The 26,917-nt window shown below is 60.9% G+C and carries 23 protein-coding genes; 13 read left to right on the top strand and 10 right to left on the bottom strand.

Annotation, left to right across the window (positions count from 1 at the left end; genetic code table 11):
• Positions 1 to 2: 2 nt before the first annotated feature.
• Positions 3 to 974, bottom strand: coding sequence for a GDP-mannose 4,6-dehydratase (gene gmd, locus J5M66_RS02775; protein WP_207807612.1), 972 nt, complete (start codon positions 972 to 974; stop codon positions 3 to 5).
• Entirely contained in the window at positions 971 to 1,885 is a 915-nt protein-coding gene (locus J5M66_RS02770; protein WP_207807611.1) for a GDP-mannose 4,6-dehydratase, read from the bottom strand. Before J5M66_RS02770 ends, gmd begins: the two co-directional genes overlap by 4 nt.
• A 427-nt stretch (positions 1,886 to 2,312) precedes the next feature.
• On the opposite strand from J5M66_RS02770, the gene J5M66_RS02765 reads away from it, so the two are divergent.
• From J5M66_RS02765 to J5M66_RS02740, 6 genes are read left to right on the top strand one after another with little or no spacing between them, the layout of a single operon-like run.
• On the top strand, positions 2,313 to 3,884 hold the full coding sequence (locus tag J5M66_RS02765) for a glycosyltransferase (RefSeq protein ID WP_207807610.1): 1,572 nt from the start codon (positions 2,313 to 2,315) through the stop codon (positions 3,882 to 3,884).
• The gene (locus J5M66_RS02760) at positions 3,884 to 5,185 is read left to right on the top strand and encodes a glycosyltransferase (protein ID WP_207807609.1); all 1,302 of its coding nucleotides are present in this window, start codon (positions 3,884 to 3,886) and stop codon (positions 5,183 to 5,185) included. Before J5M66_RS02765 ends, J5M66_RS02760 begins: the two co-directional genes overlap by 1 nt.
• The gene (locus J5M66_RS02755) at positions 5,182 to 6,336 is read left to right on the top strand and encodes an acyltransferase (protein WP_207807608.1); all 1,155 of its coding nucleotides are present in this window, start codon (positions 5,182 to 5,184) and stop codon (positions 6,334 to 6,336) included. Before J5M66_RS02760 ends, J5M66_RS02755 begins: the two co-directional genes overlap by 4 nt.
• Positions 6,330 to 7,157 (top strand): class I SAM-dependent methyltransferase, encoded by an 828-nt coding sequence (locus J5M66_RS02750; RefSeq protein WP_207807607.1) that lies wholly within the window; start codon positions 6,330 to 6,332, stop codon positions 7,155 to 7,157. Before J5M66_RS02755 ends, J5M66_RS02750 begins: the two co-directional genes overlap by 7 nt.
• A gap of 59 nt (positions 7,158 to 7,216) precedes the next feature.
• Positions 7,217 to 8,401, top strand: a complete 1,185-nt coding sequence (locus J5M66_RS02745) for a DUF3142 domain-containing protein (protein WP_123441897.1) — start codon at positions 7,217 to 7,219, stop codon at positions 8,399 to 8,401.
• The gene (locus J5M66_RS02740; RefSeq protein ID WP_207807606.1) at positions 8,388 to 10,523 is read left to right on the top strand and encodes a hypothetical protein; all 2,136 of its coding nucleotides are present in this window, start codon (positions 8,388 to 8,390) and stop codon (positions 10,521 to 10,523) included. Before J5M66_RS02745 ends, J5M66_RS02740 begins: the two co-directional genes overlap by 14 nt.
• On the opposite strand, the gene J5M66_RS02735 is transcribed toward J5M66_RS02740, so the two are convergent.
• Positions 10,520 to 11,149, bottom strand: coding sequence for a LysE family translocator (locus tag J5M66_RS02735; protein WP_207807605.1), 630 nt, complete (start codon positions 11,147 to 11,149; stop codon positions 10,520 to 10,522). The two genes, J5M66_RS02740 and J5M66_RS02735, sit on opposite strands and share 4 nt — an antisense overlap.
• 145 nt (positions 11,150 to 11,294) lie before the next feature.
• On the opposite strand from J5M66_RS02735, the gene J5M66_RS02730 reads away from it, so the two are divergent.
• On the top strand, positions 11,295 to 11,768 hold the full coding sequence (locus tag J5M66_RS02730) for an Lrp/AsnC family transcriptional regulator (RefSeq protein ID WP_122612807.1): 474 nt from the start codon (positions 11,295 to 11,297) through the stop codon (positions 11,766 to 11,768).
• Between the two features lie 99 nt (positions 11,769 to 11,867).
• Here J5M66_RS02730 and lpdA read toward each other — a convergent pair whose 3' ends face one another.
• Positions 11,868 to 13,268, bottom strand: a complete 1,401-nt coding sequence (gene lpdA / locus J5M66_RS02725; protein ID WP_071171353.1) for a dihydrolipoyl dehydrogenase — start codon at positions 13,266 to 13,268, stop codon at positions 11,868 to 11,870.
• A 210-nt stretch (positions 13,269 to 13,478) separates the two neighbouring features.
• On the opposite strand from lpdA, the gene J5M66_RS02720 reads away from it, so the two are divergent.
• The 5 genes from J5M66_RS02720 (at position 13,479) to cfaB (ending at position 20,798) form a co-directional block, all read left to right on the top strand.
• Entirely contained in the window at positions 13,479 to 15,440 is a 1,962-nt protein-coding gene (locus J5M66_RS02720) for a protease modulator HflK (protein ID WP_206421340.1), read from the top strand.
• 20 nt (positions 15,441 to 15,460) lie between these two features.
• On the top strand, positions 15,461 to 16,480 hold the full coding sequence (locus tag J5M66_RS02715) for a protease modulator HflC (RefSeq protein WP_206422153.1): 1,020 nt from the start codon (positions 15,461 to 15,463) through the stop codon (positions 16,478 to 16,480).
• Positions 16,477 to 17,526 (top strand): protease modulator HflK, encoded by a 1,050-nt coding sequence (locus J5M66_RS02710; protein ID WP_207807604.1) that lies wholly within the window; start codon positions 16,477 to 16,479, stop codon positions 17,524 to 17,526. Before J5M66_RS02715 ends, J5M66_RS02710 begins: the two co-directional genes overlap by 4 nt.
• On the top strand, positions 17,523 to 19,433 hold the full coding sequence (locus J5M66_RS02705; protein WP_207807603.1) for a cation-translocating P-type ATPase: 1,911 nt from the start codon (positions 17,523 to 17,525) through the stop codon (positions 19,431 to 19,433). The genes J5M66_RS02710 and J5M66_RS02705 overlap by 4 nt, the downstream gene beginning before the upstream one ends.
• 177 nt (positions 19,434 to 19,610) lie before the next feature.
• The gene (gene cfaB, locus J5M66_RS02700) at positions 19,611 to 20,798 is read left to right on the top strand and encodes a C17 cyclopropane fatty acid synthase CfaB (protein ID WP_122612801.1); all 1,188 of its coding nucleotides are present in this window, start codon (positions 19,611 to 19,613) and stop codon (positions 20,796 to 20,798) included.
• 10 nt (positions 20,799 to 20,808) lie between these two features.
• Here cfaB and cls read toward each other — a convergent pair whose 3' ends face one another.
• Positions 20,809 to 22,248, bottom strand: coding sequence for a cardiolipin synthase (gene cls, locus J5M66_RS02695; RefSeq protein WP_207807602.1), 1,440 nt, complete (start codon positions 22,246 to 22,248; stop codon positions 20,809 to 20,811).
• A 131-nt stretch (positions 22,249 to 22,379) separates the two neighbouring features.
• Between cls and J5M66_RS02690 the strand changes: the two genes are divergently transcribed.
• Positions 22,380 to 22,898, top strand: coding sequence for a DUF3617 domain-containing protein (locus tag J5M66_RS02690; protein WP_016772436.1), 519 nt, complete (start codon positions 22,380 to 22,382; stop codon positions 22,896 to 22,898).
• 83 nt (positions 22,899 to 22,981) lie between these two features.
• Here J5M66_RS02690 and J5M66_RS02685 read toward each other — a convergent pair whose 3' ends face one another.
• The 5 genes from J5M66_RS02685 to J5M66_RS02665 form a co-directional block, all read right to left on the bottom strand.
• Positions 22,982 to 23,857 (bottom strand): metal ABC transporter substrate-binding protein, encoded by an 876-nt coding sequence (locus J5M66_RS02685; protein ID WP_207807601.1) that lies wholly within the window; start codon positions 23,855 to 23,857, stop codon positions 22,982 to 22,984.
• A gap of 11 nt (positions 23,858 to 23,868) precedes the next feature.
• Positions 23,869 to 24,738 (bottom strand): metal ABC transporter permease, encoded by an 870-nt coding sequence (locus J5M66_RS02680; protein ID WP_123441889.1) that lies wholly within the window; start codon positions 24,736 to 24,738, stop codon positions 23,869 to 23,871.
• Complete coding sequence (locus tag J5M66_RS02675; RefSeq protein ID WP_122698756.1) at positions 24,738 to 25,406, bottom strand: ATP-binding cassette domain-containing protein; 669 nt, start codon at positions 25,404 to 25,406, stop codon at positions 24,738 to 24,740. Before J5M66_RS02675 ends, J5M66_RS02680 begins: the two co-directional genes overlap by 1 nt.
• Positions 25,403 to 26,299, bottom strand: coding sequence for a GTP cyclohydrolase FolE2 (gene folE2 / locus J5M66_RS02670; protein WP_123441888.1), 897 nt, complete (start codon positions 26,297 to 26,299; stop codon positions 25,403 to 25,405). Before folE2 ends, J5M66_RS02675 begins: the two co-directional genes overlap by 4 nt.
• A gap of 83 nt (positions 26,300 to 26,382) precedes the next feature.
• Positions 26,383 to 26,760 (bottom strand): glutamine synthetase, encoded by a 378-nt coding sequence (locus J5M66_RS02665; RefSeq protein ID WP_073470857.1) that lies wholly within the window; start codon positions 26,758 to 26,760, stop codon positions 26,383 to 26,385.
• Positions 26,761 to 26,917: the final 157 nt, after the last annotated feature.

Below are 26,917 nucleotides of genomic sequence, written 5' to 3'. Positions count from 1 at the left end.
GCCTACTCCTTGGCGACGCGTTTCATGTCCGCATCCATCATCATGCGGATCAAGGTATCCAGGTCGGTTTTCGGTTTCCAGCCCAGTACACGCTGGGCCTTGGCCGGGTTGCCGAGCAGCACTTCGACTTCGGCCGGGCGGAAGAACGCCGGGTCGATCTTCACGTAATCGCGGTAGTTAAGGCCGACGTGATCGAAGGCAATGCGGCACATCTCGCGCACCGTGGTGGTGACGCCCGTGGCGACCACGAAGTCGTCGGGTTTGTCCTGCTGCAGCATCAGCCACATGGCTTCGACGTAATCGCCGGCAAAGCCCCAATCGCGTTTCGCGTCGATGTTGCCCAGCGCCAGGTCCTGCTGTTTGCCCTGCTTGATGCGCGCGGCGGCGTCAGTGACCTTGCGGGTAACGAATTCGACGCCGCGCAGCGGTGATTCATGGTTGAAGAGGATGCCGCTGCTAGCGTGCAGGTTGAAGCTTTCGCGGTAGTTGACGGTGATCCAGTGGCCGTAGAGCTTGGCCACGCCGTAAGGGCTGCGCGGGTAGAATGGCGTGTTCTCGTCCTGTTGCTCAGCCTGGATCAGGCCGAACATTTCGCTGGTCGAGGCCTGATAAAAACGCGTGTGCGGACTGAACTGACGGATCGCTTCGAGCAGGTGCGTCACGCCCAACCCATCGACGATGCCGGTGGTGACCGGTTGATCCCACGAGGCGGCGACAAAGCTCTGTGCGGCGAGGTTGTAGACCTCGTCCGGTGCCGATTTGATTACCGCACGCTGCACCGAGCAGGCGTCCGCCATGTCGCCGTCGAGGTAGACAATATCGGCTTCGACGCCCATCTCGCGCAGGCGCCAGCGTGAATCGCTGCTGCGCCGGGCGACGAGGCCATGAACCTTGTAACCCTTGTCCAGCAGCAGTTTGGCCAGATAGGCGCCGTCCTGGCCCGTGATCCCGGTAATCAGTGCACTTTTTGTCATTCTTGTCGTACTCGCGTCTCCCAGTCGGACAGGATCGCCCGCAGGGATTGTTGTGTGGTGGTGGCTGGCGCCCATCCTGTGGCGCTGGCCAGTTTTGCGTGGCTGCCGCAGACGCGGCGCTGGTCGGCGCGCCGCATGCGCGCCGGATCCGCCACCAGTTCTACGTCGACTTCGGCCAGATCGGCCAATTGCTCGATCAGGCTGCGAATGCTTTGCTCGCGGCCCGAGCAGATGTTGTAGACCTGCCCCGGTGCGCCGTTTTCCAGCAGGGCGAAATACGCTGCGATCACGTCGCCGACATCAAGAAAATCCCGCGTAACGTCGATATCGCCGACTTGCAATTGCGGCGCTTGCAGACCCTGTCTGATACGGCAGATCTGCCGGGCGGCGCTGGCGATCACGAAGCTGTGTTTCTGCGCGGTGCCGATGTGGTTGAACGGACGCGCCACCAGCACCGGCCAGCCTTCACTCAGGCCCCATTGCAAACTGAGGAACTCCGCTGAAAGTTTGCTCACCGCGTAAGGATTGCGCGGCAGCGGCGGTTGTTGCTCGGTGATTGGCAGATGCTCTTCGGCGACTTGCCCGTAAACGTCGCCGGAGCTGACGTACAGGAAAGTGCCGGAAAAGCCGCGAGCCTTGAGCGCCTGCAGCAGGTTGAGGGTGCCGAAAAGATTGATATCGAAGGTGCGGGCCGGGTCACGAAAGGCTTCCGGCACGAAGGTCTGGCCGGCCAGATGAATGACTGCATCCGGCAACTCAGGCCAAAGGTCGATGAGGCTGTCGGCGTTCGTAAGGTCGTAGGCCGATGCGGCAGGCAGCAGCTCCCACGACGAGCCCGGCGACGCCAGACGAGACTGAATGTGTTGTCCCACGAAGCCGCTGAGGCCCGTGACGAACAGACGTTTTTTCAAACAGCGACCCCTTGGTCATGACTCGCGCCGCTTTCCTTGCACGCTTTGAGGAAAGCCCTGTCAGACCGGAGGAAATATCCGGTGAAACAGCAAGCGAAGCCGTTGTTGTAGTTGTTTGGTTGCCAATCTGTGCCAATTGCTCGGCAATTTCAACCGGGCAAACCGTGACTGGTCAGTTCTCGTCAGCATAGTCCGATTTATTCTCGCCCGGCGGTTCCCGGACTCGCGATGGATGTGTTTAGAATGGCCTTCGTCGCGAGTTGGCCGATTGTTTTCCTGACGCCGCGACGCGGGGTGAAACTGACCACTAAAACAAGAACAGAGACGTGCCCGATGATGACGGACGAGTGCCGGCCCTGCCGACCCGCTCCGCCGCGCGGCCGTCATAGCATGAAGTCGCCGGGATGGTGCTTCATCGTGGGATGCCATGAATTTCATTCTCTACTCGGACGTCAACGACAGCTCCATCAGTGCCAGTCTCGGGCGTCCGGAATACAGCTATTACTTTGTCCTCAAAGCCTATCGCCCGGTGCTGGAAAGCCTGGGGCGCGTGCACGTGGCCGGATCTGTCGCCGACGTCGATGTGATTTACCGGCAATTGCTCGCCGATGGCGAAGACAGTGTGTTCCTGTCCTTCACCCCGCCGCAGAAAACTCCGTTTGATCTGCAATGCCCGACGATTTGCGTGGTGGCCTGGGAGTTCGATTCGATCCCCGATGAACAGTGGGACGACGATCCGCGTCAGGACTGGACACGCATGCTCGCGCGCCACGGTCGGGTCATCACCCTGTCGAGCCACACGGCAACGGCCATCCGCCGCGCCATGGGCGAAGCGTTCCCGGTGCTGGTTTTGCCGACGCCGTTGTGGGACAGCTTCGCAACGATTCGTCAGCAACACCAACCGATGCCGGTCAACCCAGGCACTGCACTGGCAATCAAGGGGTGCATATTCGACAGCCGTACATTGGGTCTCTCGGCCGACAGCTTGCTTCCTGTCCCGCTGACTGCCGAAGAAGAGGCTGCGCTGGCGGCGGAACTGGAGGCGGCCCGTCCACCACCGTTGACGCTCAAGCGGCGCTTGATCATTGCCCGGCACTACCTGCGGCTATGGCTGTTGAACGCCGGTGAGCAGCAAGCCGAACCGGTACCTCGAGTCAAATTCTTGTCCAACTGGTATTGGGAGGGCGTTCGCGATCTGCTGCCTGATGCCGTTCACGATTGGCTCGAGCAGCGTCTGCCGGCCGTTTGCGCCGCGCCACCGCTGCCAATTGTCGAACTTGTTCCGCGCAATCTGCCGGACACCTCTTCGGTGGTCGAAACCCAGGTTGACGGCGTTATCTACGTCAGCGTGTTCAACCCCAAGGACGGGCGCAAGAACTGGCATCAACTGATCACGGCGTTCTGCTGGGCGTTTCGTGAGACGGCTGATGCGACGCTGGTGCTGAAAATCACTCAGAACGATCTGACGCTCTACTATGACGAACTGATGACCCTGCTCGCCCAGCTCACGCCGTTCGCCTGCCGTGTGGTGGTCCTGCACGGTTACCTGGACGATGGGCAATACGCTCGGCTCTATCAGGCTGCGAGTTTTTACGTCAATGCTTCGCGTTGTGAAGGTCTTTGCCTGCCCTTGATGGAGTTCATGTGCAGCGGCAAACCGGTGATCGCACCGGACCATACGGCGATGCAAGACTACATCGATGATTCGGTGGCATTCGTGGTCAAGTCCAGCGAGGAGCCGTCCATCTGGCCGCAGGACAGCCGCCTGATCTATCGCACGCTGCGCCATCGCCCCGACTGGGGCTCGCTGAAAACTGCCTACGAACGCAGCTACCGCATGGCCACGACGCAGCCACAGGCTTACCACTGCATGTCGGCAGCGGCGGTAGAACGCATGCAGCAATATTGTGGTTTAAGCGAGGTGCAAACGCGCCTGTCGAATTTCTTCCAACCTTTGCCCAAGGTTGGGGATGTCGTGTTCGCGAAGGATAACGCGTGATGCTGATCATCATTCATTCGGAAACCAACCGGCACACCATTGCGCAGAACCTCGGGCGTTCGGAGTACAGCTATTACTTCGTGCTCAAGGAATATCGTCCGGTGCTCGAACGCATCGGTCGGGTGGTGGAAGTGGCCGATCCGCAGACAGAAGTCGATGCGCTGTATCTGGAATGCCTGAGCCGTGGCGAGCCTTGCGTGTTTCTGTCGTTCTCGCCGCCGCATCGCACCCCCGTTCACCTGGCCTGTCCGACGCTGCCGGTGTTTGCGTGGGAGTTCAGCACGATCCCCAACGAAGCCTTCGCGGGCGAGCCGCGCAACGACTGGCGTAGCGTCTTGCATGCCTGCGGGGCGGCGATCACCCATTCCAGTTATACGGTCAACGCCGTGCATGAGGCGATGGGTGCCGAGTACCCGATCGTCGCGGTGCCGGCGCCGGTCTGGGACCGTTTTGCTGCCCGTGGCGCGAAAATGCCCGAGCAAGCGCTGGCCGCCGCGTACAGCCTGACGATCAAAGGCCTGGTCGCGGACAGCCGCACCCTCAATCTGAATGCATTCGGGCCGGCGCACCTGCGCAGCGGCGACGGCATCGACTTCGCCGCGCCGGCCTCCGAACAGACGCTGATGCTTGACGGTGTGGTTTACACCTCGGTGTTCAATCCCGGTGACGGGCGCAAGAACTGGGAAGACATGCTCAGTGCGTTCTGTGTGTGTTTCCGCGATGTCGAAGACGCGACGCTGGTGCTCAAGCTCACTCACCATGACGCCGAAGAAGCGCTCAGCGATATTCTTCATCACTTATACAAAAACCAGTCTTATCGCTGCCGCATCGTTCTGATCTACGGCTACCTCGCCGATCCGGACTACGAGCAACTGGTGCAGGCCACGCGGTATGTGGTCAACACCTCGTACGGTGAAGGGCAGTGCCTGCCGCTGATGGAGTTCATGTCCTGCGGCAAGCCGGCGGTGGCGCCGCGTACCACGGCGATGATCGATTACCTGAGCACCGCGAATGCCTTTCTCATCGAGTCCACGGATGAGCTGACAGCCTGGCCTCACGACCCGCGCAAGGCCTTTAGAACCCTGCGTTATGTGACCAACTGGACCTCGTTATGCGAGGCCTATCGGGCCAGTTATGACGTCGCGAAAAACCAGCCGCAGCGCTATGCCGATATGTCCGCGCAGGCAGTCGACAGTTTGCAGGCGTTCTGCAGCCAGGCTGTGGCTGAACAGCGTTTGCAAGGGTTTCTGACGCAGTTGTTCGAGCATCGTGCGCCTGCCTTGGAAGCCCCTCAAGCATGAACGGCAAGCGCATCATGGACGTTGAAATCCTGCGTGCGGTCGCGGTGCTCGCGGTGTTGTTCCATCATCTGCAGGATAATCTGTTCACTGACCCGGTGCCGTCGCTGGCCCGGATCCACGAATGGGCGCAGACGTGGTGGGGCGTTGACCTGTTTTTTGCGATCTCCGGTTTTGTCATCGCCCGGAGCTTGATCCCGGTGCTGCAAGGCTGCACGACGGGCCGGGAGCGCTGGCAACAGGTACGCCATTTCTGGCTGCGCCGGGCTTTTCGGTTGCTGCCTTCAGCTTGGCTGTGGCTGGCGCTGATCCTGCTGGCCTGTATGTTTTTCAATCGATCCGGTGCGTTCGGCACGCTATCCGCCAATCTTCAGGCGACCCTGGCCGGGGTGCTGCAATACGCCAATTTCCGCTTCGCCGACAGCTTCTTCCAATACGAATATGGCAGCAGTTTCGTTTACTGGAGCCTGGCGCTGGAGGAGCAGTTCTATCTGCTCTTTCCTTTGCTGATCCTGTTGTTTCGCCGACACCTGGTCTGGGCATTGCTGGCGCTGGTGGCGGTGCAGATTCTGACCGTACGCACGCCGTTGCTGATGGTAGTGCGCACCGACGCGCTGGCCCTTGGCGTACTGTTGGCGATGTGGAGTGCGCAGCCGGGTTATCAGCGCTGGCAGCCCTCGTTCTTGCGCCGACCATGGCTAGGCATTTCAGCCTTGATTGTCATTGCTGCGCTGTTGAGCTTCATGGCGACCGACCGTTTTACCTTGGCCAGCTTCCGAATCGGTTCGATCGCCGTGCTCAGTGCGCTGCTGGTCTGGACCGCCTCGTACAACCGCAACTACCTGATGCCTGCCGGACGCTTGCAGCGGTTGCTGGCATGGATCGGCAGCCGTTCCTACGGCATCTACCTGATCCACATCCCCGCCTATCTGCTGCTGCGTGAGCTGATCTTTCGCTTGCAGAGCAGCGGTCTGCCGAGCCCGGCCGGACATCCCATCCTTACGGTGCTGATTGCCTTTGGCCTGATCGCGCTGCTCAGCGAATTCAACTATCGCTTGATCGAAATGCCGATGCGCAATCGCGGTGCTGCGCTGGTCAAGCGCCTCGGCACCTCCCGAACTGCAGTTACCTCACCCGGAGCCACCTCATGCTGAGCTTTTTGAAGAAACTCTCGGCGACAACGCCTGCGCAAACTTCGGCAGAACCGGTCGCTGCGGTTGCCGATAAAGTCGATCCGTACATGCTCGGCCTTTACGATGCGAAGCTCAGCGGCTGGTTCAACCAGGAGACTCACGAGCTGTACACGGGCTTCGCTGTGAACGCCGACGACACGTTGCTTGATGTCGGTTGCGGTGATGGCGGCAACGTGCACTTCTGCGCTATGCGTGGGGCGAAGATCATTCTTGCCGATATCGATGCAGCCAAGGTCGAAGCCACGCGCCAGCGTCTGAGCGACACCCCGGCCCGGGACATCGAATGCCACGTTACCGACTGCAACCCGCTACGGATTGCCGAGGCAACGGCAACGCGTGTGGTCTGCACTGAAGTTATCGAACACGTTGACGATCCCGCGCAGTTTCTTGCCGAACTGGTGCGTGTCGGCAAGCCGGGCGCGTTGTATCTGCTGAGCGTGCCGCATCCCAGCTCCGAGGACCTGCAAAAGGACATCGCCGCGCCGGAGTATTTCCAGAAACCCAATCACATACGCATCATCAGCGAAGACCAGTTCAAGGCCATGGTCAGCGACGCCGGGCTGGAGATCATCAGCCACAGCCAATATGGCTTCTACTGGTCGATGTGGATGATGTTGTTCTGGGAGGCCAAGGTCGAGTTCAGCAATCCCGATCACCCGATGCTCGAGCACTGGGCCAATACCTGGCAAGCGGTGCTGGATTCCCCGCGCGGTGCACAGATCAAGCAGGCGCTGGATGCGGTGGTGGCCAAGAGTCAGGTGATTATCGCGCGCAAACCCTGATCGTCTGCGCAGGGTTTTGTGTAACCTTGCAGCCCTATGGCTTCAGGGATTTTCAAGGTATGCGGTTTATTGCGGGTCTGATCCTTAGCGTCTTGCTGGCAGGTTGCGAGCAACACGCCGCACCGGCCCTCGACCAGCAGCTCTACGTCTGGCAACGCCAATGGACACCTGCGCATGAGCCGGCATTGCGCGACAGTCGCCATGATTTCTCCACCCTGCGCGTGCTGGCGTTGCAGGCCTTTCCCGGCGAGCGGTGGAGCAGGGCGCGAGTTGATCCGGCGTTGTTGAAAGCTGATGGTCGCGCTCTGATCGCAGTGATTCGCCTCGATGGCCAGTTGCAGTCGCTGGACCAGCAGCAGGTCACCGAGCAGATTCTGCAGGTCATTGCCGATTGGCAAGCGCAAGGCCTCACGCTGAACGGTATCGAAATCGACCACGATGCCGGCAACGCGCGGCTGCCCGTGTACGCTGAATTCCTCAAACACTTGCGTGCGGCCTTGCCGCCATCGTTGCCTTTGAGCATCACCGCGCTACCGGCCTGGCTCGATAGCGCGCAGTTGCCGGCGCTGTTGCGAAGCGTCGACAGCAGCGTGCTGCAAGTCCACGCCGTGAGCGATCCGCGACTGGGTCTTTTCGACGCCAGGCAGGCGTTGAAGTGGGCCAAGGCCTGGGCACATGTCAGCGACAAACCGTTCTATCTGGCGCTGCCGGCCTACGGCGTTGCGCTGTTGAGCGATGACGGTGGCGCGCCGGTAGTGGAAAGCGAAGTGCAACTGGAGCGCGGCGGGCAGCGCCGGGAGTTGCTCGCCGATCCGCAGCAACTCAGCCAATTGGCCAAGACCTTGCGCGAGGATCCGCCTGAGCATCTGACCGGTTTGATCTGGTTTCGCCTGCCGCTGGCCAACGATCGTCGCGCCTGGAGCCTGGCTACTTTACGCGCGGTGGCTCGCGGAGATGTGCTGAACAGTCAGTTGCGCCTGTCATTCAAAGAGCAGGGCGGTTTGTATGACATCCAGCTCGATAACCGCGGCAATCTCGACAGCCCGTGGCCCGCGCAAATCACCCTAAAGGCGCGGGATTGTGCAGGCGCCGATGCGCTCACCGGTTACTCGTTGCAACAAAGTGCCAATCTGCTTACCTTCACCCGCCTGCGTGACGGCCGCTTGCCGGCGGGCGGACAGCGCGCTGTCGGTTGGGCGCGTTGTGCACATATTGATCAAGGAGGTTCGCATGTTGACCCGTAACTGGCCCCGCCATCTGCTTTGCCTGAGCCTCAGCCTGCCGCTGGGGTCGGCGCTGGCCTGCGGCCCGGACTTCCCGATGCGCCTGCTCGACAACCGCGCGCAGACCCTCGCCGATCTGCCCGAAGGCAGTTTCAGCTTCGAAGTCAGTCGCCTCGGTAAAACCATTGCCGGGCTGAAAAATGTCACAGCGGCGACCCACAACCCCAACGATTATGCCGAAGACAACGCGTCAGAACTGGCGCGCGAACAGGCTGAGCAGGTGGGCCTGAGCGTCGAGCAATACGCTGTGGTCAAGCGCCTGCGCGGGCTCAGCGATGCACGTCAGGCCGAGGAACAGGGCGCCAGTCTGCCGGTGGAAATCCGCTTGTACGTCGCCGGCGCGGTGGCCTTTGCCACTGGCGACCATCAATTGGCCACGGAGTATTTCAACAAGGTGCTGGCGCTGCCGGCAGACCAGCGTCCGTTGCGCAGCACGTGGGCGGCGTATTCCCTCGGGCGCATCGCCTTTGCCATGAGCAACGCGGCACACGATCGCATCGAAGCGCTGGAACAGGCGCGCGATGCCTTTCGCCAGGCACGGCAACTGAGCATCGACGGCTTCAGCGATCCGCTGGAACTGGGCGTTGCCAGCCTTGGTGAAGAGGCGCGGGCGTTGCGCAGCGCGGGCGACTGGAGCGGCGCCATCGAACTGTACGAAGCACAGAACCTGCACGGTTCGTCCGTCGGTTACACCTCGCTCAAGCAACTGATGAACGAACTGGCCGAATTGCCGGAATCTCAACTGGCCAAACTGCTCCAGCAGCCAGCAGTGCAGCAACTGGTCACGGCGTCGCTGGTCAGCCGTCAGGGCTGGTCTTTCGGTGAGCAGCCGCCGAATGAAAAGAAACTCGTCACACTCCTGCAAAACAGCACCCGTGGCAGCCTCGACAATGCCGATCGACTGGCGGCGATGAGTTATCAACAGGGCGACTACGCGTCTGCCAAGGCCTTTCTGGTAAACGCCGGGGACGGCGGACTGGCCTGGTGGCTGCGGGCAAAACTGGCGGTGCGTGACGGCGACACGACTGCTGCTGCCGCCGCCTACGCCAAAGCCGCCCAGGCCTTTCCGCAGAATGAAGACTGGGGTTATCGCCGCACGCCGGACTGGGCGTTTGAAACGGTGCAGCCAAAATGCCGGGTCGAGGGCGAAAGCGCGATCCTGGCGCTGCAACGCGGCGAATACCTGCAAGCGTTCGTGCAGCTGTATCGCAGCAACAGCCTTTACTGGTTCGATGCCGCCACCGTTGCCGAGCGGGTGCTGACGGTCGATGAGCTCAAGCAGTACGTCGATGAGAACGTGCCGGCGCCGCCGCCATTGACGCAGCAGGAGCGCGACAACTATGTGCCGCTGTCGGTGGCCGCCAATCTGCGCAATCTGCTCGGTAGGCGCTTGCTGCGTGAGGGGCGATACGAGGAAGCGGTCGGTTATTTCGCCAGTGACGATCTGCAGCACAAGGCCCGGCTCTATGGCGAGCAACGGCTCAAGGCCGAGTCGGCGTGGTGGCCGAGCAAACGCGCCAGTGCGTTGTACAACGCCGCATGGACGGCCCGGGAGTGGGGCATGGACATCCTCGGTTATGAGATGGCCCCTGATTACGCCACCTTCGGCGGCAATTACACGCTGGAGAGCACGAAGCTGGATGTCGGCCCGCTGATTTCAGCGGCGGAAGTGCAGCGCCAGCAGGCCAGCGCCGCGCAACCGGATCTGCGTTATCACTATCGTTTTGTCGCCACGGCACTGGCCAGTCGCGCCGCCGATAACCTGCCGCACACCAGTCAGGCGTTTGCTGCGGTGTTGTGCAATGCCGCCGGCTGGAACAGCAGCCTTGAAGACCAGAGTGCGCTGTATCAGCGCTACGTCAAGGAAGGCCCTTATGTGCCGTGGGCGCAAGACTTCGGCAATCAATGCCCCTACCCGGATTTTGAGAATGCCGACAAGCGCTACGTCACCCAGGTGACCGATGCCGTGCGTGAAACGCTGCGACCGTACAAGTGGCCGGTGCAGATCGGCGCGATCATCCTGGTCGCTGTTGCTGCGTTACTGCTGATCACCCGTCGTCAGCGCAAGGTGCGCAAAGGCTAGGCCTGTTGAATGAAGCTCAGGCGTACGGCGAAGCCAATCAACAGACTGCCGAACAGCCATTGCTGAGCGCGCTGGGCGGTTGGACTGTGTTGCAGCCAACGGCCCAGTGCCGCGCCAGTCATGGCGACAACACTGTCGAACAGCAGGCCGACGCTGACCAGCACCAGGCCGAGCACGGCGAACTGTGTCAGCACCGGCGCGCCGCCGCTGACGATAAACTGTGGCAACAGTACCGAGCAGAACAGCAACGCCTTGGGATTAAGCAGGTTGGTCAGCAAACCGCGACGGATCGCACCGCGCCACTGGACGTGGGCAGGTACCTGCTCTTGGGCTTGCAGGCTCGGCACCAGCGAGCTGCGAAAACACTGGATGCCGATCCACATCAGATAGGCCGCGCCGGCGATGCGCACCACGTCAAACGTCCACGGCGCCGTTTTGAACAGCGCCGCCAGCCCCAATGCCGCCAGTGCCACGTGGCAGCCGCGGGCGATGGCCAGGCCCAGCGCGGTGGCCAGCGCCGCACCTCGACCTTGCCGCGCACCGGTTTGCAACAGCAGGATCATGTCCGGTCCCGGCAGTAGCAGAACCACAGCCAGCGTCAAAATAAACAGCCACAGACTTGCCACATCACACCCCTTTTCGATGTCGATTTGCTCGCGCCAGTCTAGAGCGAGAGGGCAGGGCAGGTGCTTGCGTAGTCGGCTTCAATTGTTCGCAGCTTTGGCATAACCTGCTGGTTTTCAACCGTCAGACTATCGGGATCTGCCAAAGATGAAACTCGACGCCTATGACCGCAAGATTCTCGCCGCGCTGCAACGCAACGGGCGTTTGAGCAATGTCGAGCTCGCAGAAGAAATCGGCCTGTCGGCTTCGCCGTGTCTGCGCCGGGTGCGCATGCTGGAAGAGGCGGGGGTGATTCGAGGCTACCAGGCCAATCTGGATCGCGATGAAGTCGGGCTGGGACTGACGGTGTTTGTCGGGGTCAAGGTCGAGCGGCACAACGAAGAACGCGCCGAGGCTTTTTATGCGGCCGTCACTGCGTTGCCTGAGGTGGTCTCAGCGTTTCTGGTGTCCGGCGAATCGGACTTTTTGTTGCAGGTAGTGGTGCCTGACTTGCGCGCTTATGACCGCTTTGTCAGCGCGCACCTGCTGAAGCTGCCGGGGGTGAGCGATATTCGCAGCAACTTTGCCATTCACACGGTGAAAGCGCCGGGGGCTTTGCCGTTGGGGCATCTGCCGGTGTAGACCGGGTGGCGCCATTCGCGAGCAGGCTCGCTCCCACGGGGGAACGCATTCCAAAGTGGGAGCGAGCCTGCTCGCGAAGACGGCGGCAAGGTTTGGAACCTACATCTGCGTCGCCATCCCCTCGACATTCATCGCTGCCTGACGCAACGCTTCCGAACGCGTCGGGTGCGGATGGCAGGTCAGGGCAATGTCCTCGGCCGAGGCGCTGAACTCCATCGCCACACAGAATTCGCCGATCATCTCGCTCACGCTCGGCCCGACCAGATGCACGCCAAGCACTTCGTCCGTGCGCTCGTCGGCGAGGACTTTGGCAAAGCCTTCTGTTTCGTGATTGATCTTCGCCCGGCTGTTGGCGGTGAAAGGAAACTTGCCGACCTTGTAGGCACGGCCCTCGGCCTTGAGCTGTTCTTCGGTCTGGCCGACGCTGGCCAGCTCCGGTTGGGTGTAGATGACGTTGGGGATCAGCGCGTAATTGACCTCGCCAGCCTTGCCGTGGATCTGCTCGACGCAGGCCATGGCTTCGTCTTCAGCCTTGTGCGCGAGCATCGGGCCGGACGTGACGTCGCCGATCACCCAGACCCCGGCGGCTTCGGTGCGATGTTGCTTGTTGGCGAGCATGCCGCGTTTGTCGGTACTGAGGCCGACGTTCTCCAGCCCCAAGCCCTGGGTGTACGGCCGGCGCCCGATGGCCACCAGCACATAATCGGCTTCGATCAGTTCAGCCGTGCCGCCAGCGGCAGGCTCGACACTCAGCTGCACGCCTGTGGCGGAACTGGTGGCGCTGGTGACCTTGGAACTCAATTTGAAGGCAATGCCTTGTTTGCTCAGCGCGCGCTGCAAGGTCTTGCCGGCCTCGCCATCGACGCCGGGGCAGATGCGATCAAGGTATTCGACCACGGTGACCTGCGCGCCGAGTCGGCGCCATACCGAACCCAGCTCCAGGCCGATCACCCCGGCACCAATCACTACCAGATGTTTGGGTACTTCACTCAATGACAGCGCGCCGGTGGAATCGAGGATGCGCTGGTTGTCGATCTCTACGCCGGGCAGGGGAGTGGGCTCGGAACCGGTGGCGATGATTATGTCCTTGGCGCTGAGCTCGCTCTTGTTGCCTTGAGCGTCGGTCACCGTCACTTTGCCCGGGCCGTCGATATGGCCCCAACCCTTGATCCAGTCGACTTTGTTCTTGCGAAACAGAAACTCGATGCCCTTGGTCAGGCCGGCGACGCTCTCGTCTTTTTGTTTCATCATCTGCGCAAGGTTCAGCTTCGGTTCGACCTCGATGCCGAGATTGGCGAACTCCGTGCCCACCGCAGCGGCGTACAGCTCCGACGCGTGCAGCAAGGCTTTGGACGGCATGCAACCGACGTTCAGACAGGTGCCGCCGAGGGTTGCACGTCCTTCGACGCAAGCGGCCTTGAGCCCGAGCTGGCCGGCGCGGATCGCCGCGTTATAACCGCCGGGGCCACCGCCCAGAATTACCACGTCATAGTTGCTCATGCGCTTGCTCCAGATTGCTCGATGGGGATAGCCAAGATTAGTCGCGATAAAAATTATGCGCGTAATATGAGCTTCGCCGGACATTTCGGTCAAGGCTTCAGGCAAGCGACAGCTGCGGCATCCTTGAATAAGCGTAATTGTGTACGAATATTTCACAGCTTGCGTTATATCGTAACGCTATGAACGCAGAGCCTATATTTTCGGGGTGTTATGCAAGTCGATCTTGAGTTGGACGCCACGCCAGTCAACGGGCTGCCGCGCTTTCAGCAGGCAGCCGTGCAGTCACGCAAATTGCGTCGGTTGGCGTATGGACTCGGCGCAGTGGCTGTGTCGGGCTGGGTGCTGGCGTTTTTCGTCGGTTTGTTTGCGCCGCAGTCCCTGTGGTTGCCGTTGTTGGTCAATCAGGGCGCAGCGTTGCTGGTGCTGGTCGCCGGTCTGCAATCGGCGGGGTGGGTGGCGCAATGGCGCGCGCGGGTGATGCATCCGCCCGCTTCGCAATCGACCGTCGTGGAGGAGGGCGCCGCAGCCGAGGGCTGGTACGAAAGGCTGCTGGAGCGCTTGAGCCAGCGCAGCCGCCATCTGCTTGGACAAATCGGTGCGCCGACGTTGTGGCTCGGCGGCTGGGCGTTGCTGGTAGTGCTCAGTATTGAGCAGGTGTGGAATCTCACGTTGCCTGCGGCGGCCTTGGGGCTGTCGGCGAGCATCGGTGGGGCATTGGCGTTGTTGCTGGCGTTTGCCCTGCTCGTGCTGGAGCGGCACCTGGCGCAGGAACCGCCGGCGCAATGGCCGGAAGCGGCTGCGCTGGCGCAACTGACCCGGGTGGTGATCATCACCCTGTTGATCGGTGCGCTGTGTCTGTTGTTTGCCAGCGAAAACGCAGTCTGGCCGGTACGCGTGGTGGTGCTCAGCGCAGTCCTGCCAATGTTGGTTGCCGGCGAACTGCTGTTGCGCGCGTTACTGTCTGTCTTCAGCCCGCGGCGTGAACAACTGGAACCGACCCTGCTGGCGCGCAGTTTTATCGCCGATATGCTGCGTTGGCCGCCGCAGCCGTTGCTGGCGTTGCAGCACGAAATGCACAATCGGTTCGGCATCGATCTGCGGCAGATCTGGGCCTTCAGTTACATGCGCCGGGCGTTGTTGCCGGTGCTGGCGGTGGTCGCCCTGAGCGGCTGGCTGCTGACCGGCGTACATGAGATTCCCCTGCAAGGTCGCGGCATCTACGAGCGCTTCGGTAAACCGGTACAGGTGTTCGGCCCGGGTTTGCATGCCGGTTTGCCCTGGCCATTGGGGCGTGTGATTTCCGTTGAAAACGGTGTGGTCCATGAACTGGCCACCAGTGTCGGCGACAAGCCAACCGCCGTGCAATCCGATTCCGCTGAAGGCCCAGCGCCGCTGACCGCCAACCGTTTGTGGGATGCCAGCCACGTCAACGACAAATCCCAGGTCATCGCCAGCAGCCGCGGCGCGCAACAGGGCCTGCAAATCGTCAACATGGACGTGCGCTTCGTTTATCGCATCGGTTTGAACGACGAGGCGGCGCTCGCCGCGACCTATAACAGCGCCGATGTACCGACGCTGATTCGCAGCACCGCCAGCCGCATCCTGGTTCACGATTTTGCCTCGCGCACCCTCGACGGTCTGCTCGGCGACGACAGGGCTGGGCTGGCTGAGGAAATCGGTCGCGCAGTGCAAAGCGATCTGAACAGATTGAACAGCGGTGTGGAAATCCTCGCCACAGTTGTCGAAGCGATTCATCCACCGGCCGGCGCGGCGAATGCCTATCACAGTGTGCAAGCGGCGCAGATCGGCGCGCAGGCGTTGATCGCTCGCGAACGCGGGGCGGCTGCGCAGGCCACTAACGAGGCGCAGTTGCAGGCGAGCACGGCGCGGGATCAGGCAATGGCCAATGCGCGGGAGATCAATGCAGCCGCGCAAACCGCCGACCTTAAATTCAGCGCCGAACAGAAAGCTTTCACCAATGCCGGCCAGGCCTTCGTGCTGGAGCAATATCTCAGCCAGCTCAGTCAGGGCATGAGTAAAGCCAAGTTGCTGATACTCGATCATCGACTCGGCGGCAGCGCAAATGCGCCAACCATCGATCTGCGTACTTTCACACTGCCGACTGATCCGTCGTCCCCCCGCACCACCGCTCAACCAGGAGCCACCCATTGAGCCAGTCGCCTGTTCATGACATTCACGACCACAGCGGCCACGACCACGGCCACGGCGGGCATCACCATCATCATGGTCATCACCACCATCACGGCGATCCGCAAGAGGCCGGGCCATTTCCATGGCGGCGTATGGGCTGGGCTGCGTTGCTGGTGGCGTTTGCCATCGCCGCCGCGAGTCTGGTGCAAGTGCGCTCCGGTGAAGCCACGGTCATCACCCGTTTCGGTAATCCTTCGCGGGTCTTACTTGATCCCGGTTTGAGCTGGCGCTGGCCTGCACCGTTCGAAGCGGCGATCCCGGTGGACTTGCGTCTACGTACCACCTCAAGTGGTTTGCAGGACGTCGGCACCAAGGACGGTTTGCGCATCATCGTTCAGGCCTACGTGGCGTGGCAGGTGCAGGGTGATCCTGAACACGTGCAGCGTTTCATGCGTGCCGTGCAGAATCAGCCGGACGAAGCGGCGCGGCAGATTCGCACCTTTGTCGGCTCAGCGCTGGAGACCACGGCCAGCAGTTTCGATCTGGCCAATCTGGTCAACACTGATGCCAAACAAGTGCGCATCGGCGATTTTGAAACGCAGTTGCGTCAGCAGATCGACCAACAGTTGCTCGCTACATATGGCGTGCGCGTTGTGCAGGTCGGTATCGAGCGGCTGACTTTGCCCTCGGTCACGCTCAGTGCCACGGTCGACCGCATGCGCGCCGAGCGTGAAACCATTGCTACCGAACGCACGGCTGTTGGCAAACGCGAAGCGGCGCAAATCCGTTCTGCCGCCGAACGCGATGCGCGGATCGTCCAGGCCGATGCGACGGTGAAAGCCGCCGATATCGAAGCGCAATCCCGGGTCGAGGCTGCGCAGATTTATGGGCGCGCCTACGCCAGCTCGCCACAGCTCTATAACCTGCTGCGCTCCCTCGATACCCTCGGCACCATCGTTACGCCGGACACCAAATTGATTCTGCGCACCGATGCCGCACCTTTCCGTGTGTTGGTCGACGGCCCACCGACGCTCGACAACAAAGCCGGATCGCAACCATGAGCGAAGAAGTTCCACGTGGAACACATGCGTTTAACAGTCCGTGGATTCAGGCCGGCCGTCTGACCTTCATCGTCTTGTATGCGATCACTGTTTTGGCCGCATTAGCATGGGCGGTCTCGAATGTCCGGCAGATTGATCCGCAAAACCGCGCCCTGGTGCTGCACTTTGGCGCGCTGGATCGCGTTCAGAATGCCGGGCTGTTATGGGCGTGGCCGCAACCTTTTGAGCAGGTGATTCTGTTGCCGGCGGCGGATCGGGTGATCGAGCGTCGAGTGGAAAATCTGTTGCGCAGTGACGAAGCGCTGAAGGGAGACCGGGTGGCTTCCTTCGCCACGCCATTGAGTGATGCACTCGCCGGGTCTGGTTATTTATTGACCGGCGATGCCGGCGTAGTGCAACTGGACGTGCGAGTGTTTTACCAAGTCTCCGATCCGTACGAATTCGTGTTGCAAGGCGAGCATGTGCTGCCAGCACTCGATCGGCTAGTGACGCGCAGCGCTGTGGCCCTGACCGCCGCGCGAGACCTCGACACCATTCTGGTCGCTCGCCCGGAATTGATCGGCGCCGACAATCAGGCGGCCGAGCGTCGTGAGCGATTGCGCGGTGATCTGGTGCAAGGCATCAACGCGCGTCTCGCTGATCTGAACGCGAGCGGGCAGGGCATCGGTATCGAGGTGTCGCGGGTCGATGTGCAATCGAGTCTGCCGGAGCCAGCGATCAGTGCTTTCAATGCGGTTCTGACCGCCAGTCAGCAGGCTGACAAAGCAGTGGCTAACGCGCGCACCGATGCCGAGAAACTTGCCCAGTCCGCCAACGAACAGGCAGACCGCACGCTCCAGGTGGCTCACGCGCAGGCAGGCGAGCGTCGTGCCAAAGCCTCGACCGATACCGCAACCGTCTCGAGTCTGGCCACGTCTAGCGACCCGCAAATGCTCCTGCGTCTGTATCGCGAACGCCTGCCGAAAATTCTCGGTCAGGCCGGGTCGGTCACCACCGTCAACCCGAAAGACGATTCCCGGTTGATCATTCAAGGAGCCAGTCAATGACGGCGACCACCGCTGCCCCAGGCCTGTTGTCCTCGGCCGAACAACGTCGCGCCGCGCGCCAATTGACCCTGGCGATGCTTGCGCTCGGGCTGCTGGGTCTGGGGCTGGTCTGGCGCTGGACACTCCCGGAGCAAACCGGTGCCAGCCAACTGCTGCTCGGTTTCGCCTCGTTGCTGGTAGCGGTTCCGGTGATGCGTTCGGCCTGGTACAGCCTGCGTTACCCAAGCCTGCACGGCATCACCGATCAGTTGATCGCGCTGGCCATGCTCGGTGCCTGGGCGACCGGTGATCTGCTCACTGCGGCGTTGCTGCCGATCATCATGATCTTCGGCCATGTGCTTGAGGAGCGCAGCGTGATCGGCTCCCAGGAGGCGATTAATGCGCTTGGCCAGTTGACCCGCAGCCATGCGCGCAAGCTGCAAGCAGACGGTTCGATCATCGAAGTGGACAACGGCACGCTCAGCGCTGGCGATGTTGTCGAGGTGCGGGCCGGTGATCGGGTGCCGGCGGACGGTCGGGTATTGTCCGGCCAAGCGAGTCTCGATACGGCGTCGATTACCGGTGAGTCGGTACCGGTGGAAGCTGGCGTCGGCATGCTGGTGTTCGGCGGCGCGATCAACCTCGATGGATTGCTGCGCGTCGAAGTCACCCGTACCGGCGACGAATCCACCCTGGGCAAAGTCATCGCCCTGATGCAAAACGCCGAGCGCTCGAAACCGCCGATCACGCGATTGCTCGAACGCTATGCCGGCAGCTACATGGTGCTGGTCTTGTTGCTGGCGGCGGTGACCTGGTTCGTCACCCATGATGCACAGGCGATGCTCGCGGTGTTGGTGGCGGCGTGTCCGTGTGCGTTGGTGCTGTCGGCGCCGGCCACGGCGATTGCCGGTGTCGCCGTCGCCGCGCGTCACGGGATTCTGATTCGCAGCTCGGCGTTCCTCGAAGAACTCGCCGATCTGACCTCGCTGGTGGTCGACAAGACCGGCACGCTGACTTACGGCACCTTGCGTTTGCAGTCGATCGACAGCCTGAATGCGGACACCGCCGAAGTGCAGACACTGGCCGCCAGTCTTGGCGCGGCGAGCAGTCATCCGGTGAGCCGGGCACTCGCCGGGATGGCCGATCAGGAGGCCTATTGGCCTCTGACCAACATCCATGAGCGCCAAGGCTTGGGCGTAGTGGCGACGACAGAAAAGGGCGAGGCCGCGCTCGGTCGTCCAGAGTTGTTCACGCAACTGGGTATCACAACCACCCTTGTTCCTGAGCACGATGGCCCGATCGCCGGGTTGGCCCTGAACGGCGAATTCCTCGCCTGGCTGCTGCTAGCAGACAGCATCAAACCGGAAGCGCGCTTTGCCTTGAACGAGTTACGCGAATTGGGGCTGGGACGCCAACTCCTGTTGACCGGTGATCGTCAGAGCGTTGCCCTGACCCTGGCACAGGAAGTCGGGCTGAACGAAGTCCAGGCGCAAGCGCTTCCGGAGGACAAACTCAATCGCGTGCTCAAGGAAATCGATCACGGCTTCCGCCCGATGGTGGTCGGTGACGGCATCAACGATTCACTCGCGCTCAAAGCCGGCGTGGTCGGCGTGGCGATGGGCGCTGGCGGTGCCGACATTGCTCTGGCGTCAGCCGACATCGTGTTGATCGGCAGCGATCTGCGTCGCCTCGGTACTTGCGTGCGCTTGAGTCGTCAGTGCCGGCGTACTTTGCAGGTCAACGTGATTATCGGCCTCGGCTGGACGCTGGCTATCGTGGTCTTCGCGGCGTTCGGCTGGCTTGGTGCGGCCGGGGCTATGATCGCGGCGCTGCTGCATAACCTGAGCACCCTGTTGGTGTTGGGCAACGCCGGACGTTTGCTGCGCTTTCAGGAGCCATTGCTCAGGCTCGACGCTCAGGCTAAATGAAAGAAAATTCATCGAACCGCCGAGTGCGCAGGCAGTCATCTATCGTAAGGCGCGTCGTCTGTGGCGTTCAGCCGATGTGCCGATCACGATAGATAAGGCCGATCGAATCGATAGCCTGCTATTTTTCCAGGTTGGTCTACCCTCAGATCAGACGTCTGAAACAAGGGGGGATTTTCCATGCTCGCGCAACTTCCACCGGCCTTACAGAATCTGCAGTTACCGCTTCGCCTGCGACTCTGGGACGGCCACGAGTTCAATCTGGGCCCGACGCCCAGCGTAACCATCGTCGTCAAGGACCCGCAGATGGTTACTCAATTCACCCACCCAAGCCTGGATGCGCTGGGTGCGGCGTTCGTCGAAGGCAAGCTGGAACTGGAGGGCTCGATCAGCGAGGTCATTCGGGTTTGCGACGAGTTGAGCAATGCGCTGCTCGACGAAGACGAAGGCAGTCAGCCGGTGCGTGCGCATCACGACAAAGACACCGATGCCAAAGCCATTTCCTATCACTACGACCTGTCGAATGCGTTCTACCAGCTCTGGCTGGATAGCGACATGGCGTATTCCTGTGCCTATTTCGAAACCGGTAGCGAAACCCTCGAACAGGCGCAGCAAGCCAAATTCCGCCATCTGTGCCGCAAGCTGCGCTTGCAGCCGGGCGAGTATTTGCTGGATGTCGGCTGCGGTTGGGGCGGTCTGGCGCGGTATGCGGCGCGAGAGTTCGGCGTAAAGGTGTTCGGTATTACTTTGAGCAAGGAGCAGTTGGCGCTGGCGCAGGAGCGGGTCAAGGCCGAGGGTCTGGAAGATCAGGTCGAACTGCAATTGCTCGACTATCGCGATCTGCCGCAGGACGGCCGCTTCGACAAGGTTGTCAGCGTCGGCATGTTCGAACACGTTGGTCATGCCAATCTCGCCGAGTATTGCGCTACGCTGTTTGGCGCGGTGAAAGAGGGCGGCCTGGTGATGAACCACGGCATCACCGCCAAACACACCGATGGCCGCCCGGTTGGACGCGGCGCTGGCGACTTTATCGAAAAATACGTGTTCCCCAACGGCGAGTTGCCGCATCTGGCGATGATCTCAGCCGAGATCAGTGAAGCCGGGCTGGAAATCGTCGATGTCGAAAGCTTGCGCCTGCACTACGCGCGCACGCTCGATCACTGGAGTGAGCGACTGGAGGATAACCTCGAAGCTGCGGCGAAACTGGTGCCTGAGCAAGCACTGCGTATCTGGCGTCTGTATCTGGCCGGTTGCGCGTACGCCTTTGCCCGGGGCTGGATCAATCTGCATCAGATCCTCGCCGTGAAAGCGCATCCGGATGGCAGCCACGAACTGCCCTGGACCCGCGACGACATCTACCACCCCTGAAACGGGGCGCTCAGAGTATCGGCGAAATCAGCCGGGCGATCCGCATGCCGACCTGTTGCAGGCGGTGGATCTCCCGGCTTTCTTCTTTGGCCACCTCATCGGCTTGGGCGAAATCGTCATTGAGCATATGTTCCACGGCGGCGGCGAACTCGCTGTCGACGGTCAGCAACATCACTTCGAAATTCAGGCGAAACGAGCGATTGTCCAGATTGGCGCTGCCGATGGCGCTGATTTCGCTGTCGATCAGCACCACTTTCTGATGCAGGAAACCTGGGCGATAGCGGAACACCCGCACGCCGGCACGCACCGCCTCGAAGGCATACAGGCTGGAGGCGGCATAAACGATGCGATGATCAGGCCGCGACGGCAACAGCAGGCGCACATCGACACCACGCAACACCGCCAGCCTCAATGCCGCGAACACCGCTTCGTCCGGGACGAAGTAAGGGCTGGTAATCCAGACCCGTTGCGTTGCTGCGTGAATGGCTTCGACGAAAAACAGCGAGCAGGTTTCGTAGGCATCCGCCGGGCCGCTGGCGAGCAATTGGCAAAGCACGCCATCCTCCGGATACGCATCTGGAAGGATCAACGGCGGCAGAGTACGAGCAGCCCAGAACCAATCTTCGGCGAACGATTCCTGCATGCAGGCCACCACCGGCCCGCGGACTTTGACGTGGGTGTCACGCCACGGCGCCAATGGTGGCTTCTCACCCATGTATTCATCGCCGACGTTATGCCCGCCGACAAAGCCGACTACGCCATCAACCACAACGATTTTGCGGTGGTTGCGGAAGTTGACCTGAAAGCGGTTGAGCCAGCCGCTGCGCGTGGCAAAGGCTTTGACCTCGACGCCGGCATCACGCAGCGCCTGCACGTAATGATGGGGCAGGGCATGGCTGCCGATGCGGTCGTAGAGCAAATGAATGGACACGCCTTCGGCGGCTTTCTGCAAAAGCAGATCACGCAAACGCTGGCCCAGCCGATCATCGTGGATGATGAAGAACTGGATCAGCACGGCTTCCTTCGCTTGTGCGATCGCCTGAAAAATCGCATCGAAAGTCGCGGTGCCGTTCACCAGCAGTTGCACCTCGTTGTTCGCCAGGCACGGCATGCGACCCAGTTTCGGCATTGCGCGCAGTGAGGCGTAGGCACTCGACGCGCGAGCGGCGAGGGCTTCTTCCACCCACGGGCGCCAGTTCAATTCGGAAATGGCCAGGCGCATCTGCTCGTTGGCCTGGCGCCGCGCCTTGATGTAGCCATCGAAGGTGCTGCGACCAAATACCAGATATGGAATAAGCGTGAGGTAGGGAATGAAGATCAGCGACAATGCCCAAGCGATCGAGCCTTGCGCAGTGCGCACGGTGAGCACCGCATGGATCGCAGCGATCGAACCGAGTGTGTGCAACAGGGCGATCAGGTAACCGAAAATGTGCGGTCCGAAAAAATCCATGGGGCAGCCTTGCTCCGTGAGATGCAATGCTTAACAGACCATGTTCTGCGGCGAATGTCTCTATTTAATCGGTGCATGAACCGACGCAACCGGCCGGCGTCTAACGGCCACAACTGATCAGGAGTTTCTCGATGAACGTTCGTCTGCTGGGTTTGGCGCTGGGCCTGGGTTTGGCATTGCCGGTGGTTGCGCAGGCGCAAATGCTGCAGCCGGGGTTGTGGGAAATGTCTTCGAGCAATCTGAAGGTCGATGATCAGGCCATGGATGTGCAATCGATCCTTGGCCAGATTCAAGGCCAGATCACCCCGCAGCAGCGCGCTGCGCTGGAGAAGAACGGCATCAACATCGGCGGCAAAGGGATCCGCGCTTGCCTGACGCCGCAGCAGGTCGCGACCAACGACATCCCGCTGGCCGATCCGCAATCGGGCTGCAAGCAACAGATCACCGAGCGCACCGGCAACCAGTGGAAATTCCGCTTCAGCTGCCCGAAAGCCCAAGGCACCGGCGTCGCGACATTCCTCAGTGACCGCGAATTCACCACCGTTGCCAATGGCACCTTCAACGCCATCGGTATCAACCAGAAGGGTAGTCTGGAAACCCGTGCCGTGTGGCTGGGTCAGGATTGCGGCACGGTAAAACCCCGCGCTTGAACCCTCTGCGACGCCCACAGTTGGAAGCCATTCCAACTGTGGGAGCGAGCCTGCTCGCGAATAGATCGGAAGTGCACCTCAAGTCATGGCTGACTCAACGCCTTGTACAGCGTATTGAGGTTGTATTCGAACAGCCCGGTAAAGGTGCTCGCCGGTCCACGCGCCGCCAGTGCATCCGAATACAGCGTGCCGCCAATGTGCGCGCCGCTTTCATCCGCGATCTGCTTGAGCAGGCGCGCGTCCTTGATGTTTTCCATGAACACCGCTTTGACCTTGGCCTGGCGAATCTGCGTGATCAGTGCAGCCACTTCGGCGGCAGAGGGTTCGCGTTCGGTGGACAAACCCTGTGGCGCGATAAAGTCGATGCCATAGGCCTGACCTAGATAGCCAAAGGCATCGTGGCTGGTGACGATCTTGCGATTGCCCGGCGGCAGCGCGCTGAGTTTGTTTTTGGCTTCGGCGAGCAGGGCGTAGATCTGCTTGAGGTAGGTCTGGCTGTTGCGCTCGTAGTCAGCCCTGTTGCCCGGATCGGCGGCGATCAGCGCTTTGGTGATGTTGGCGACGTACAACTCGGCGTTCGCCAGATTGTGCCAAGCGTGTGGATCGGGAACGGTTTCGCCGTCCTCATCGAGCGAACGTGGAATCACCCCGCGACTGGCACTGATCACCGTTGCCTTACTGTCGGTGCTGGTCACCAGGCGATCCAGCCAAGGCTCGAAACCGAGGCCGTTCTTGATGATCACTTTGGCTTTGAGCAACGCCTTGGCATCGTCCGGGGTCGGCTCGTAGGTATGCGCATCGGCATCCGCGCCGACCATGTTGGTAATCTGAACGTGCTCGCCGCCGACCTGATGAACCATGTCGGCAAGGATGCTGAAGCTGGTGACCACCGGCAGTTTTTCGGCGGCTGACAATGACATCGACAGCATCAGGCTGAACAGCACGAGTAGAGCGCGCATCGGGAAACACCTCATTGGGATGTGAGCAAAGGCGGGCGGCGCAGCAAACCGTGAACCGGTCCGAACACCACCGACAGCAGATAGCCGACCCCCGCGACCAGCACGATGGCCGGGCCGCTGGGCAGCGAGTAGTAGAACGACAGCAGCAAGCCGAGCCACACAGACACGCAGCCCATGACCGCGGCGACGGCAATCAGTAGCGGTAGGCGGCGACTCCAAAATCTCGACGCAGCAGCCGGAAGCATCATCAGGCCGACTACCATCAGTGCGCCGATGGCCTGAAAGCCGATCACCAGATTCAGCACGACCAGAGTCAGGAACACGCCATGAGCCAGCGGCCCGAGGCGACTGACCGTGCGCAAGAACAATGGGTCCAGTGTGTCCAGCAGCAGAGGTTTGTAGATCGCCGCCATCGCCATGAGGCTGACCGCCGAGACCCACAGCATGCCGGTCAGTGTCGGCCCGTCTACGGCCAACGCTGAGCCGAACAGCAAGTGCAGAAGGTCGAGGCGCTTGCCGGCGATGCCAAGGATCAAAACACCGCTGGCCAGTGAGATCGGATAGATCGCGGCGAGACTGGCGTCCTCGCGCAAACCCGTACGCCGGGTTATCCAGGCTGCAAGTCCGGCCATGCTCAGACCGGCTCCCAAGCCACCGAGGGTGAGTGCGGGAAGACTCAAACCGGCAAACCAGAATCCCAGCGCTGCACCAGGGAGAATGCCGTGCGCGACGGCGTCACCGATCAAGCTCATACGTCTAAGAATCAAAAAAACACCCAAGGGCGCCGTGCTGCACGCCAGCACCAGACCACCGAGCAGGGCGCGGCGCATGAACACGAATTCGCTGAACGGCTGCCAGAAATGGCTGACGGTGGCGAGCATCAGGCGACCTGCATGTGCGGTGTTGGCTGGATCAGTTCTCTGCTGGTTCCGTACACGCAGTGGCCGTTTTTGATCAGCAGGGTATGCGGAATGTGTTGGCGGACAGCCGCCAGGTCATGGCAGACCACAAGCAGTGTCCGGCCTTCGGCGTGCCAGTGGTGAATGTGCTGCCAGAGCAATTGCTGGCCGAGTTCGTCGAGTGCGGCGTGCGGTTCGTCCAGCAACAGCACCGGGGCGTCAGCAAGGCTCAGTCGCGCGAGCAGGGCACGTTGTAGCTCACCGCCGGACAGGGCCATCAACGGGCGCTGTTCGAGTCCACTCAGATGCCAGTCTTCCAATGCGTTTTTCAGTCGCTGCGTGCGCAGCTGTGTCGAGAGCCGACGGCCCCAGAAACCTGCGGCGATGAGCTCTTCGAGGCTGATTGGAAACTGCCGATCCAAATGTTGCTGTTGCGGCAGAAAGGAAATGCCGCTTTGGCGTGGAACAGCCATTTCCACCTTGCCGGCCAAAGGCTTCTGCAAACCGGCGATGACTTTCAGCAGACTGCTTTTGCCGCAGCCGTTGGCGCCGATGATTGCGGTCAGGCTGGCGCTTTCGAACTCAAGACTCAAAGGCGTCGTCAGCGGTTGGCCGGGTGCGCCCCATACCAAGGATTGGCAGCGGATCATTTTTGCTCCCGTCGCCAGCTGCTTTCGGCGACGGCGTCATGGGCATGCAGGCTTTCGGCGTGGATCACGCGGATGTGGAATTGGTTGATGCCGGGCGTGCGCTGCAGTGCCAGATTGAGGCGGCGCGCGGCGTCTTCACAGAACATAAGGTTTTGCCCATTGGCGAGTGCGAAGGCTTGCTCGTCGGGGCGCTTTACTGCGGTCTGCACGGCGGTGCCGAGGGCTGCTTCAGCGTCATTGATGATCGCGGTCAGCGGTAGCTCGTCGATGAAATTGTCGAGATGCAGGTGCAGTTGCGCATAGCTGCGCTGGCTGTGCGGAGTGGCTACGATCCCTTTGGTTGAGCCAAGCCATGCCAAAACATCTGCGTGTTGCAGAGCCTTGTTGGCGAAATCGTCGACGAATTGCTGCTGGATCAATTGCCTTGCCAAGGCTGCGGAGCATGGGCACGTCGAGGAATAGGGCAGTTCAATTTTTAGTTCCACGTGGAACATTTGCTGTTTCAGGCTCGCTGAAATGGACGCCGGATAGGATTTCCAGCCGGCCAAGGGGCTGACCAACGCGGGTCGTTTCAGCAACAATTCGGTGTGAATATTCAGATACGCGCAGGCGGATAGACCTTGATGGCTTGTCAGAAAACACTTGAGTACCTGATGCAGCAAAGCGGGAGAAAGGCTTCGCTGTTCGAGGGTTTCGAGTGCCAGATACAAGCGCGACATGTGAATACCACGCGCTTCACCATCATCGAGACTCACGCCAGCGTCGACTCTGGCGCTGAGGCATTGGCCTTCAAGCACAACGGGTAGAGCAATCCCACGCATGCCTACCCAGTCGAGGGGCAGTGCCAAGCGTGCAGATTGGGCGGCGATATCCGGGAGAGTAAGAGCATTCATGATTGAGACCGTCGTATTGATCTCTATTTACGTTACATTATAACAATCCATTCAGCGATGCTTTTTTCATGAAAAGGATTTCACTAGCAGCCCGTCATCCGGCTGCAAGTGAACCTTGCGCTGCTCCCTCCCGAGCTGGAGAAGCGGTTGATGGTTGTCCAACCGACACGGCGGGTATAGCCAACCCACGCCTCGCCATCGGAGGCAATGCCGGTAAAAAAGGTTAATTGGCCGAAGCGGCTGTTGGTCTGCGCCCAATAGCGATGGCCGTCCTTCTCGAATCCGCGCAGGTAAAGCGTGGTGCCTACCGTATTGACGCTATAGGCATTGCCGTCGACGTCTACACACGCCAGCAGATTAGCACTGCGTGTGCAGTGCGCCGGCCCCGGCATGTGCGCCTGTGCTTGGCTGGCCAGCGACATGGCAAAGCTCAAAAGCAGGCATTTCAACCCCTTGTTCATTGCGAGTTTCCACGATCGGTGGTGCAGCAATTTGCGGAATCTCCTCTGCCGGACTGGCAAAATCAAGTTGTTATACTATAACATAAATCGCAACCAGCCTGAGCTGCCGATCACAATCGTATGCCTTCTTTGACCCGGTTAAATGAAGCGCAACACG

The organism is Pseudomonas sp. 67(2021) (assembly GCF_017491835.1).
Lineage (GTDB): Bacteria > Pseudomonadota > Gammaproteobacteria > Pseudomonadales > Pseudomonadaceae > Aquipseudomonas > Aquipseudomonas atacamensis.
The sequence above is the reverse complement of the archived record's forward strand: the minus strand, read 5'-3'. Positions and strand labels throughout refer to the sequence as shown.